General features: G+C 31.6%; 8 protein-coding genes and 1 pseudogene. 5 read left to right on the top strand and 4 right to left on the bottom strand.

Features of this window, described 5'->3' with window-relative positions; translation table 11 throughout:
• Nucleotides 1–228, bottom strand: a pseudogene (locus ACJMLZ_RS03805) (5,10-methenyltetrahydromethanopterin hydrogenase); the annotation flags it as partial.
• Nucleotides 229–621: 393 nt separating this feature from the next.
• Between ACJMLZ_RS03805 and hmdC the strand changes: the two are divergent.
• Nucleotides 622–2,118: a 5,10-methenyltetrahydromethanopterin hydrogenase cofactor biosynthesis protein HmdC gene (gene hmdC / locus ACJMLZ_RS03800; protein WP_405304028.1), complete on the top strand. Its 1,497-nt coding sequence runs from the start codon at nt 622–624 to the stop codon at nt 2,116–2,118.
• Nucleotides 2,119–3,111: 993 nt separating this feature from the next.
• On the opposite strand, the gene ACJMLZ_RS03795 is transcribed toward hmdC, so the two are convergent.
• From ACJMLZ_RS03795 to ACJMLZ_RS03785, 3 genes are all read right to left on the bottom strand, one after another.
• Nucleotides 3,112–4,890, bottom strand: a complete 1,779-nt coding sequence (locus tag ACJMLZ_RS03795; RefSeq protein ID WP_405304027.1) for a ribosome biogenesis/translation initiation ATPase RLI — start codon at nt 4,888–4,890, stop codon at nt 3,112–3,114.
• Between the two features lie 84 nt (nt 4,891–4,974).
• Nucleotides 4,975–6,858 carry a SpoIIE family protein phosphatase gene (locus ACJMLZ_RS03790; RefSeq protein ID WP_405304026.1) on the bottom strand — a complete coding sequence of 628 codons (1,884 nt, stop codon included), beginning with the start codon at nt 6,856–6,858 and terminating at the stop codon, nt 4,975–4,977.
• Nucleotides 6,851–8,782 carry a SpoIIE family protein phosphatase gene (locus tag ACJMLZ_RS03785; protein ID WP_405304025.1) on the bottom strand — a complete coding sequence of 644 codons (1,932 nt, stop codon included), beginning with the start codon at nt 8,780–8,782 and terminating at the stop codon, nt 6,851–6,853. The genes ACJMLZ_RS03790 and ACJMLZ_RS03785 overlap by 8 nt, the downstream gene beginning before the upstream one ends.
• A gap of 220 nt (nt 8,783–9,002) precedes the next feature.
• On the opposite strand from ACJMLZ_RS03785, the gene pth2 reads away from it, so the two are divergent.
• The 4 genes from pth2 to ACJMLZ_RS03765 are packed head-to-tail and all read left to right on the top strand — an operon-like array spanning nt 9,003 to nt 10,511.
• Nucleotides 9,003–9,341, top strand: coding sequence for an aminoacyl-tRNA hydrolase (gene pth2, locus ACJMLZ_RS03780; protein WP_292818650.1), 339 nt, complete (start codon nt 9,003–9,005; stop codon nt 9,339–9,341).
• Between the two features lie 57 nt (nt 9,342–9,398).
• A complete protein-coding gene (locus ACJMLZ_RS03775) occupies nt 9,399–10,055 on the top strand; it encodes a delta 1-pyrroline-5-carboxylate synthetase (protein WP_405304029.1) in 657 nt (218 codons plus the stop codon).
• Nucleotide 10,056: 1 nt separating this feature from the next.
• Complete coding sequence (locus tag ACJMLZ_RS03770) at nt 10,057–10,218, top strand: zinc finger domain-containing protein (protein WP_116670085.1); 162 nt, start codon at nt 10,057–10,059, stop codon at nt 10,216–10,218.
• Nucleotides 10,219–10,241: 23 nt separating this feature from the next.
• On the top strand, nt 10,242–10,511 hold the full coding sequence (locus ACJMLZ_RS03765) for an elongation factor 1-beta (protein ID WP_405304024.1): 270 nt from the start codon (nt 10,242–10,244) through the stop codon (nt 10,509–10,511).
• Nucleotides 10,512–10,893: the final 382 nt, after the last annotated feature.

Below are 10,893 nucleotides of genomic sequence, written 5' to 3'. Positions count from 1 at the left end.
GAAGTCGTCTACTACTGTGAAGTCTCCGTCGAAGATTGGGTCGGATACTACTACTTCGTCTACTCCTGCTAATTCGAGTAATTCTGCACCCATTTCGATTGTGGAGTGAGTCATTGCAATGTTTTCTTTTCCGGTTGCTTCTGCAACTTCACAAGCTCTTGAGAAGTTGGTAATTCCACTTGCAGCATGTGTTCTGTAACATCCTGCACCTAAAATTGCTACTTTCATTTTTCTATCTCCTTAAAACATATGTCTTTTTATTTAACTTTTTTAATAGTGAATCACATTTAAAAAAGTTTTACTACATGGCTTAAAGTATTAAATTGCTTTTTTATTACATAATTATGGTAGTTTATGCCATGTAGTAATAATTTATATTTAAAAAGTAGTATTATTTAAATCTTTACATTATGCTTTATTTAGTATTATTTTTTCAATTATTTTTCCTTTTTTAGTAATACTCGTATTACTATTAATTCTGTTTAATTAAATTTAGTAATACTTTTTGTTTATGTATTACTTTAATTTAAATTAAATTTAGGTACGACTAAATAGAAAGTTATTTATTTAAGATTTCACTGAAAATTATATTAGTTAATAGTAAAACTTGGAGAATTTTTCATGTATGATTTAATAAAATGTGCTGTTTATGATGATGATGCCGCAATTGAAATTTCAAAAATTGATAAAGATATAACTTCAGTCGTTGATGCAATATCAGAACTATCTTTAGAAGAGGCAATGAAATTGGGAATGCAATTTAAAAGATTTCCTTTAGGGTGCGACTTGACTGAAGTAGTTGCAGGAACATGTGCATCTGATTTGGAATTAATGGAATTATTGGGCAATTGCAGATTGGCAGATATGATTGGAGCTCCAATTCATATTTGCGCATACGCTTTTTCAGATATAGCTGAGAAATTTGGAATGCGCGGTGTTGAAGTTATGAAAAGGGTTCATGAAATTGTTGATGTTCCTCTTGATTTGGATCATTTCGGCGAAAATGGGGCAATGAGGCTTCCAAAAAATATCAGCGGGTGTGGTGGTGAATGTTACAATAAAGGGCCAGCATTCACAGAATGTCCTAGGGGAAGAATTCATGAAAGATTAATAGACAAGGAACTGGCTGAAAAAGATGATAAGGAAGAATGGGTTAAATTATCATCATCAGTTGCAGTCAATGTAACATCAGAACAGACAGGAGACGGTCATGCTGCGCCATTAAGGGAAGCTGAAGACATTGCTAATTTAGCTAAAAAATATGGTAGGGGTTTGGAATCTATCATGTTTGTTGGTGATGGTTATGATGAAGTAATAACCGGCTTTGAAAAATCAATTGAAATTGGTGCTGATGTTATCGTTGTTGAAGGGGGTCCTTTCAATAGATGTGAAAATGCGACTGAAGCCTTTGCAAAAACAATTGCTGCTGCAAGAATATTATCTCCTGGAAAAGTAGTTGCAACTAATGGCGCATATGAACATGAAGTAAGAGCAGGTTTAAGATCAGGCTTAAACATGATTATCACAGGTTTTCCAAAAAACCATCATGGATATATGTGCGGATATGAACCTGGAACCGCTAGAAGGGGAAAGTTCGGACTTCCTAGGGTAATTCAAATTATCAATGAAGAATTTCCAAACAGGGGTCTTCCAGTTCAAAAACATGATTTGTTATCCTTAGCAACTGCTGTTAAAATTGCAGGTCCTGATTATGTATATCCAAGAAAAATTGGTGCATATCATGTTGGCGATGCTCATTGGGCAACTTTAGTTAATTCAAGGATGTATCAAAATATTGAATTGAAACACACTTTGGATGAGATTGTAGCTTTGGCTGATGGCAATTCTGTTTCATTGCATGGTGGAAGGTTCATATCTTGGGTAATAGCAAATGAACTAGACAAATTTGTGGATGAGATCATAATTTCCGATGTTGATGAATGGGTGTTAAAGAATACTGTTGATAATTTGCAGGATGCATTAAATGCAACCATCATTGCGGAAAGCGATGATAAGATTGCTGCTAAAAATTCAGACTTTTCAATTGCATCATCTACAATGATTCAAGTTAAGGAGAATATTCTTAAAAAAGTTCCTAATGCTTTAACTATTGTATAATAATAAATCAATTAGGATATGGATTATTTGGTTTTGATTAAGCATTCATCAATGTTTTTTCAAGATTTTAAATCCATTTTATTTTAATTTTTAGTAATACTTATTTTTTATTTTTTATTATTTTAAATAGTATTATTTTATAAAAAAGTATTATTCATTAAATCTTTTCAATGTTTGATATGATTAGTATCAATCTGCGATTATTTTCCATTTAACTTTTAATAAGCAATATTTTAGCTAAAATGAGCATTATATTTCATTTGTTTTTGTATTGGGCGTCGGATATGTTTAATTATTTTTGATTGCAATTATTATTTGATTTTAAAAAGTTTTTTTTATAGATTCATTTTTAATTTATCTTATTATTTGGTGTTATTTTGGAGTGTAAAAGGATTTTATTATATATCCGTTAATATAGTTCTGATTTTGTTGATTTTTTTTATTCTAATTTTAATTTGAATCATGTTTGATAAAATGGTTATTTTTTTTATCTATGTCTCGGGGCTGTTGTAATTAATTGTGTAATTGCAATTATATTGCTGTCAATTAGCTAAAAATTAAAAATTAGTATGCTGATGGGATATATTTTAATTCAAAGACTATACTATTGATATTTGTCAAATAAACAAGTAATACTTTAGTAACATTTATATATGTTATTACTAGTGATTATTTATTAGATTATCATTCTTATGATAATTTAATGATAGACCTCAATAGAAATATATCATATATTCTAGTAAATAGCTGTAGGGGGCTATTTACTACTCTATCTTTAATTTTCTTTCTAAGATTATTGTGAAAATAATAATGTTAGAAAGATAGTTAAAAACATTTTTTTAATTATCTTGTAAGTCATTTGTATCTTCAAAGAGATATAAATAATTCATTTTATCAATTGGATTATTTAATGTAATAATGGTTATTAAAGCATGCCCTAAGCTTTAATAACTGTTTTACATCTTGTTTTAATGGTGATGGAATAAAGAATATCTAATCGGACAGGTAATAATATTCTCCTTTCTCTTTTTGTTCACGGTCTTTGTAACTGTCAAGTTTGTTAACTCTAGGCCGTTTTGTTTCCTTATCTCTTCTGAATGTAATGTTCAGGTTTCCTAAAAATTCGTTCATTGCATTTCTCAAATCGGTCGGTTTGGATGCATGTCCGTTTAAACCTGGAGTGCCGTTAAACACCATTGCTCTATCTGAGATATAATCAATAAATACGATATCGTGGTCTACGATAAGTGATGCGGCATTTCTGCTTTCAACCATTTTACGGATGACTCTTGCGGCTATCAATCTTTGCTCAACATCCAAAAATGCGGTAGGTTCGTCAAATAGATAAATTTCAGCATCTTTTGAAAGTGTGGCTGCAATGGCCAATCTTTGAAGTTCTCCTCCACTCAAACCTTTGACAGGTTTGTCAAGCATGTCATTTAAAGTCAGAGGATTCATTATTTCGCTTTCAAAGATCTTGCTTCCGAAACTAGGTGCATTCATATATAAAAAGTCACTTACAGTTCCCTCAAAGTCAGAAACTATGTATTGTGGCTTGTAGGCTATTGTAACTTCCTCATCCACTTCTCCGGTTGTTGGCTCTTCCACGCCCGCAAGCATTTTGGCAAAAGTGGTCTTTCCGATACCGTTTGATCCGAATGCAGTCACGATTTCATCGTAGAATATTTCACCTGCATCCGCTGATAAGCTAAATCCATCATATTCTTTACTGATGTCTGTATAGCTTGCAAGGGCATCCCCTTCGTCTTCAGGAGTCGGCGGTCTGATTGTAAATTCGATAGGATTTCTTCTGATTCTGACATTTTCCTCTGCTAAAAACCCATTGATGTATGCATTGATTCCTATACGGACCCCTTTTCTTCCGGATACTACGCCGTATCCTCCGGGTTGTCCATACAATATGTGGACATTGTCGGATAGAGCATCTAAAGTTGCAAGGTCGTGTTCAATTACAAGAACGCTTTTTCCCTCTTCTGCAAGTGAACGGATTACTTTAACGGCATTCAATCTTTGGGATACATCAAGCCAGGAGGTAGGTTCGTCGAAGTAGTAGAAATCACCTTCCCTCAATACTGTTGCGGCGATTGCCACTCTCTGAAGTTCCCCTCCACTCAAGTTTTCCATCTTGCGGTCCAAAACGTTTTCAAGCTGAAGTTCTTTTGTAACATAATCAAGCTTGTCTCGTTCATTGACGTTGGTAAGCAAGTCCTTTACTTTACCTTTAACGACTTTCGGAAGCTTATCAACCATCTGAGGTTTTAGGATTGTTTTAATGTTGCCTTCGGAGAGATCCTGGAAGTATTTTTGAAGTGATGAGCCTTTATAAAATTCAATCACGTTATCCCAATTGTCCTGAGGATTCTCCCAATCTCCAAAGTTCGGAATTAAATTCCCAGATAGAATATTCATTATTGTGGATTTACCGATACCGTTTGGCCCGAGAAGTCCTAAAACGGTTCCTTCCTCTAAGTTTGGAAGTCCAAACAATTCAAATTGGTTTTGACCAAATCTGTGAATCGGGTCATCGGCAGCTTCAGGTAAATTGATAATTGTAATGGCATCAAACGGACATCTATTGGTACAGATTCCGCATCCTTCACATAATTCTTCTGATATCAACGGTTTTTTTGTATCTTCGTCAACTACTATGGTGTCCTCATCCATTCTAACACCCGGACAGTAATGTATACAAAGATAATCACATTTTTTTGGTTGACATCTGTCTTTGTCTAAAATTGAAATACGAGTCATTATTATCTCCTTAAAAAATATAATCATTAAAACTTTTATAAATACTATTTAATTAAATTATTGTAAGATTTGAATTTCAAATAATCATTTCAATTTGATGGCAAACATTGTCATGTCATCAAATTGCTCGGGTTTTCCACAGAATTCATTGATATCTTTTTTTACAGAGGTTATGATTTTTTCTAAATCGTCATTTTTATGTTTATTTATGGTATTTTTTAACCTTTCTTCTCCATAAAATTCTTCATAATCTGAATTTGCTTCAGTTATTCCATCAGTATATAAAATTATTGCATCTTCTGAGTTCAATTGGAGTTCATATGTTTCATAAGGCATGTCTTCCATGGCGGCTAAAATTAACCCCGGTTCAATATCCAGATATTCAAAGTTCTCATTCTGCTTAATTAGTGGGGGGTTATGTCCGGCATTAACATATGATAATTTTTTTGTTTTAAAGTTTATTTTTCCAAGCCAACATGTGACGAAAAGATTTTCAACGTTTCCCTCACAGAGAAGGTTGTTTACTTCATAAAATACTTCTGAAAGATCCTCATTGTGTTTTGCATAATCTTGGATTAATGTCATTGACTTAACCATAATCAGGGAGGCAGTTATTCCTTTTCCGCTCACGTCTCCAATTACAAATCCAATGTTATCGTCATCTATTTTGAAAAAATCATAGAAATCGCCTGCCACTTCCCGTGCAGGTTCCATTAATCCCCAGATCTCACATTCCTCGCCGTCATTATATTCTTCAAAATTTTTCGGAATCATTGAATTTTGAATCTCATGAGCTAATTTAAGTTCGGTTTCTAATCTTTCTTTTTGGGAAGTAACTTTTATCAGCTGTTTACTGTACTGGTTTAAATCGTTTTCCATTTTAAGCAGGGATTGTGCTAATGTTTTTAGTTCGTTATTGGCATTTATTGAATTTAAATCATTTTTAAGTTTTTGATATTCTTCTTTATTGTTTATGTCTTTCGATAAGGATTCTGATAGTCTGTTTATAGGTTTCATCATGTTCTTTTCAAGGAAATAAAGATAAATCAAGAAGGGTATTAGAATTAATGTAAAGAATTGCTCTGAGATTTCTGAAAATATATTGATTATCTCATATATGTTAAGATACTCTGGAATCAGAAAGAGTATTGGTAAAGTAATTACAAGCATTATAATGAGCAATATTAATAAAATAGAGAAATTTATTTTATTAATTAAATTTAACTCCATTTTCTCTTTGATTTGATGTGTGCCGGTCATTGGGTTAGTTAAGTAGATTATGAGGAGCAATATTATTAAAGCAGTCAGCATCACAGAATACTTTGGACTGCTTATTAGTTGGATATTTACCATTCCAATAATGATTGCAAGAATTAATATAATCAAGTAAATCTTATTAGGTAGGAACTGCTTTAATTGTCTTTTTGGTGTATACAAAGGTATCTTATATTTAATTGAAATATGTATTCCCAATAGTATAATAATCATGCTTAAAGGAAATAGTACAATCATATTCTGGTATATCTGGTCTATTGCGGGATTTCCTTTGGCAAATGCACTAAAAAGAATATGGCATATTATTAGATATATCAGGAATACTGCGAATAATTTAATCATGTTGGTTAAAGAGTTTAAATTTGGGATTTCATATCCTTCATGATTCATTATGGAATACCATAATTTCCATATTAGCATATTTCCTAAAAAAAGTAAAAAGATCGTTATTAAGTTAGAGGGCATGTCATTTGGGTTAATGATAAATAATTTTATTCCTTCCACTATAACAAAACCTAAAACAGCAAACGGTCCCAATAATAGACTCAAAGTGGGCATGATCATTAGTTCAATATTCATTTCCTGACTGCCATTTGATAGTATCTCAAAAAGCAGCATTGCTATTAGAGTTAAACCCATTGAAAATAATAAAATATATTTTTCTGATTTTAAAAGTTCATTTATATCATTCATTACTTTCACAACCATTATATTTTATTATTAACATTGTAATGTCGTCAAATTGAGTATAATTGCAAAATTGATACAGGTCGTTTTTAATGTTTGCAATTATTTTTTCTAATTTTTCATCTTTATGGGTGTTTATAGTTTTTTGCAGACGGGCTTCCCCATAAAAACCTTTATGATTATCATTTGCTTCTGTTACTCCGTCAGTATATAAAAATATCATGTCTCCGGGGGTTAAATCTATTTCATATTTGTTATAAGGAACGTTTTCTTCCATTCCCAAAACGACATCTGGTTGGACTTTTAAATATTCAAACTCTTTATTATCTTGTCTAATTAATGGAGGATAATGCCCTGCATTAACAAAACTTAACTTTCCGTTATTCAAATTCAATTTTCCAAACCAGGAACTAACAGATAATCCCTCATCATTTCTTATGCATGATAAATTATTAACTTTTTCAAAAAGTTTTTCGGGAGTGGAATCAAATTTGCTGTGATTTTCAATCAGCTGCATTGTTTTGACCATGAATAGTGTTGCGGGAACTCCTTTTCCATTTACATCTCCAATGACAAAAGCTATACTTTCTTCATCTATATTGAAATAGTCATAAAAGTCTCCTCCAACCTCTTTTGCAGGTTCCATTAATCCATAAATCTCGAAAGGTCGGTCATTAGAGAATTCGTCAAAATCTGTTTTAATCATCCCTGATTGGATATTGCTGGCAATTTTAAATTCAGTCTCAATTTTTTCTTTCTCTGCAGTTGTCCTTTTAAGATTATCCAGATTGTTTCTGATATTTTTGTTTAATGAAATAAATGATTCGACCAATCTGGACATGTCATCATTATTTTTTAAATATTTTTCAAAGTCAATATTGAATTTTTCAGCGGAGTTAAATTTTTTATTATCAGTATAGTAGTTTACCGAGCTGATTAAATCATAAATTGGATTGGTCATTGTTTTTTCGACATAATGGATATGCAATATGCAAAACATTATCATCAACGCGCTTCCAATAGTCAAATTCATTAATTCTAGGCGATAACCTTCGAAATTAGTTGCAAAAACAAAACTGATTACGGTAATTTCATCAAAATAGATAAGTAATATTATTGATAATACAATCAGGAAAAATAATATGATTTTTTCAATAACGGAGTACTTGACAATTCGCGCTTCAATTTTTGCTCTAAACTTGTTTAAACAGAATAATATTACCATTAGGATTGTCAGGGCAAAGAATATGTTGTCTGTAATATCGTTGTCTATGCTAAATATTTGAACAGGTATTAAATAAGCCATCAAAACAATAAAAATTATCAATAGGTATTTATTGTCGATATCTATGATGTTGAACCAACCTTCGGGGATTTTCATAGGCAGCCCCATAATATTAAAAATGCTGATGAAGGCCAGTCCAAAAATTAACGTGAAACTGAACATATTTAAAGCATATGAAGTTCTGTTAATTATAGTGGATAATGGATAGACTATCCACATTTGGGAATATGCTTCAATGGAGATATGTATCAATGCCCAATATATAACTGAGATAAATAATGTTATAATTAAGAATTTGAAAACATTATAGCTTGAATCGAATTTTGGAGTATTTATTGTTCTTTTTGTAAATGTCGTATACCATAATTTATAGGCGGCTATGGATATTGCAAACATTATTGCAAAATCAATCAGTGATGCAATTGGATCCATTCCGTCATAAAGCTCCCAGATAAGGCTGGCAAGTGCCTGGCCAAAACCGCCAACAGGGCCGAACATCATTCCAAAAACAGGAGCAATTCCCACATCCGGAACTATATACTCTCCTCCAATCGGCAAATGCTCAAAAAAGTAATATAAAATGGATTCCACTATAAAAGTGAAAATAAAAATGAATTTTTTGTCTTTAAATAATCTTTTGAGCATAACCGTCACTTTAATATTTTTTGAAATTTAATTAGGTTTATATAATTAATATTTAATATTGGTTTTGTTTAATTATTGAATACTTTATTTTTTTTAATCTAGTTAATATGATGTTTTATTTGAAGTTACTTCGCAACTGTCGAATAGTAAATATAAATATTAATAATCAGATATTTTAAATAAGAAAAACCATTTTGTGTTTAATTTATTTGATGATAATATGAAACAAGCGATGATTGTTAGAACAGATTTGAAAATGCGTAAAGGTAAAATTGCTGCACAGTGCTGTCATGGCTCTATAGGTTCCTATAAAAAAACCGACCCCAAAAAAATTAAAAAATGGGAAAATGAAGCTTATGCCAAGGTAGTTTTGAAAGTTAAAACAAAGGAAGAATTGCTCGAACTTAAAAAACATGCTGATGAAAAGGGAATTTCAAATTATTTGGTTATTGATGCTGGAAGGACTCAGATACCTACATCAAGCATTACAGTTCTGGCACTTGGGCCTGATGAAGATGAAATTATTGACGAAGTGACTGGAGATTTGAAGCTGTTATAGGCTAACTTGTAATTTAATGAGGGCTATTTTTAATTAAATGGTGGTTGTGATAGCATCATAAAACAGGTTGTTAAAATTGGTGGAAGTTTATTTCCAAATTATGCAATAGATTTGGCAGACAAATTAAAAAATACTTCTTCAGCCATTATTTTGGGTGGTGGAGATTTTGCAAATCTTATTCGTAAATATAACTCTGAAATGAATTTTTCTGATGAAGTTAATCATTGGACGGCTATTGATTGTATGGATATAATAGCTAAACTCGTTAATGATAAAGTGGATTCTGCAAAATTGGCATATTCAATTGATGAAGTAAATCAAATAGCTAATAAGGGGTTCACGCCAATTTTCGTCGTTTCAGAATTTTTGAAGGAAGAAGATCCTTTTGAATGCAGTTGGGATGTTACTTCAGATTCGATTGCGGCATATGTTGCACACCTTCTAAATGCAAACCTTTTAATAGTAACAGATGTAAATGGTATATATACCCAAGAACCTGAAGAGCCTGGTTCAACATTCATAAGTAAAATTGATGCAACAAAATTACTAACTTTTCAAGAGTCATCGATTGATGTAATGTTACCTTCTCTTTTATTGAAGTTTGGGACTAATTGTGATGTTGTGAATGGAAAGTTTCCCGAAAGGGTTTTATCTCTTATAGATGATAATATAAATGATTATAACTTCGATTACACAAAAATTATAGGTGAATAAAATGAAAACTGTAGAATGTATTTCATGTAAACAAGAAATTCCATTAACTGGACCTTTCGTAGAATTCGAATGTCCTATTTGTGGAGCAAAAATTGCAAGATGTGAAAAATGCCGTACCTTTGGTCACGCTTACAAATGTGAATGTGGTTTTGAAGGACCATAAATTTTTAAAATGGAGGAATTAGAATGGGTGAAGTATTAACAACTATGAAAATCATGCCGGACAGTCCGGATGTTGACTTAGAAACTATTAAAGAAGCTATTAAAACCTCAATGCCTGAAGGCGCTGAAATCCACGAAATTGCAGAAGAACCTATTGCATTCGGTTTAGTTGCAATTATTTTAAAATTCATCACTGATGACGGTGAAGGCGGATCTGAAGCTGTTGAAGAAATGGTTCAAGCTATTGATGGAGTAGCAAGTTTCGAAATCACCGGTGTTGGAAGATTAATGTAAATCTTTCAATCATTTATTCTTTTTTTTAAATTTATTTTTTTTTGGATATTGCAAATCTTTATATACTAGTTTATACAACCTGTTATATAACACGTGACATATTTTTAGAAAAGGCATGGTAAACATTTAGGTACGCCTAAAAATATCGAAACCTTTATATACTATGTCTTACTATGTAATACATGGTGATGTAAATTTAGGCACACCTAAATTTATCAAACATTACTTAAACAAAACATATTATTAGTCAAATAATAATACAATCTCCAAAATTAATTTAAATATTAAATTAGTTTTCACAATTTTCTAGTTTAATATTGGGAAAATTATCTGCCAATTATTTTCCGAAAAAGTCGTGGTGTTTAAGATCCTCAATAATTAA

The sequence above is a fragment of the Methanobrevibacter sp. genome (assembly GCF_045126245.1).
Taxonomy (GTDB): Archaea; Methanobacteriota; Methanobacteria; order Methanobacteriales; family Methanobacteriaceae; genus Methanocatella.
Note: the sequence above shows the minus strand (reverse complement) of the source record. Positions and strands in the feature narration are given on the sequence as shown.

Coding starts and splice junctions, on each gene's coding strand:
- hmdC (WP_405304028.1), top strand. CDS start 622: ATGTATGATTTAATAAAATGTGCTGTTTATGATGATGATGCCGCAATT.
- ACJMLZ_RS03795 (WP_405304027.1), bottom strand. CDS start 4,890: ATGACTCGTATTTCAATTTTAGACAAAGACAGATGTCAACCAAAAAAA.
- ACJMLZ_RS03790 (WP_405304026.1), bottom strand. CDS start 6,858: ATGAATGATATAAATGAACTTTTAAAATCAGAAAAATATATTTTATTA.
- ACJMLZ_RS03785 (WP_405304025.1), bottom strand. CDS start 8,782: ATGCTCAAAAGATTATTTAAAGACAAAAAATTCATTTTTATTTTCACT.
- pth2 (WP_292818650.1), top strand. CDS start 9,003: ATGAAACAAGCGATGATTGTTAGAACAGATTTGAAAATGCGTAAAGGT.
- ACJMLZ_RS03770 (WP_116670085.1), top strand. CDS start 10,057: ATGAAAACTGTAGAATGTATTTCATGTAAACAAGAAATTCCATTAACT.
- ACJMLZ_RS03765 (WP_405304024.1), top strand. CDS start 10,242: ATGGGTGAAGTATTAACAACTATGAAAATCATGCCGGACAGTCCGGAT.